This window comes from Neisseria sp. HMSC069H12 (genome assembly GCF_001812735.1).
In the GTDB taxonomy this organism is placed as follows: domain Bacteria; phylum Pseudomonadota; class Gammaproteobacteria; order Burkholderiales; family Neisseriaceae; genus Neisseria; species Neisseria subflava.
Genome location: NZ_KV810255.1, coordinates 1 through 802 on the forward strand (window position 1 = coordinate 1; position 802 = coordinate 802).

The following is an 802-nucleotide window of genomic DNA, read 5'->3' on the forward strand; positions in this document are numbered from 1 at the left end:
TTGATGAAACCGATGACCGCATTAATGACCGCCGCCGTATTTTCAGTACTCAGCCTGAATGCCTGCGGCGGTTCGGAGAAAAGCATGAGTATTCAGGAACAAACCGAAGCAAGATTCCAGCTAAATCCCCATCCCAAACAGATATACCGCCTCAGAATCAAAATCAACGACGCACCGGGGCCGCTGAAACTGATAGGTAAATTTGGGGTCGGCTATAAAGCCGAAAATTGTACGTACATCATCAATCAAATCGAAGGTGCACCAGCTAAACCTGAAAAGGATTTACAAACCGATATCCGCCAGCTTGGGGATTTTGAATATGAAACTGTGGTTTATGCAGACGCATTATTGGATGAAGACTACTTCGGGGAAGGAATCTGTCACTGGCAGCTTGAAGGTTTTGGCGTTTCATTGAAAGCTACAGGAAGTCCTGAAGAAACAGAATTCAATTTCAGCGACATAATGAAACACTTATTAGAAGAAAAGACACTGACCAAATATTATTGGAAATGGTCATATCCTTATTCTAGAAAAGAAGATGGTACTCTTTACACCGATTCCGTTGATTTTGGAATTGAATCGCCCGAAATTTATAGTGCCGAAGAACATAAAGAAATGTTTACCATAACTGTAACCCTTGAGGAAATTCAATCATGAGTAATATTACTAGACAGCAGCAGGCCGACTTTGCCGTAGATGTTTGCAATACCTTGCCATCCGAGGTTTTACCGTTAATCTGTCGACAAATTCTCTTATACATCACTTCCGCTATAATTAAGGCCGTCTGAAACCTGTTTTTCAG

1 protein-coding gene is annotated in these 802 nt (G+C 41.6%); it reads left to right on the forward strand.

The window, feature by feature from the left end:
• On the forward strand, nt 1–657 hold a 657-nt coding region (locus HMPREF2872_RS04050; RefSeq protein ID WP_349267082.1), incomplete at its 5' end, for a hypothetical protein.
• Between the last annotated feature and the right edge of the window lie 145 nt (nt 658–802).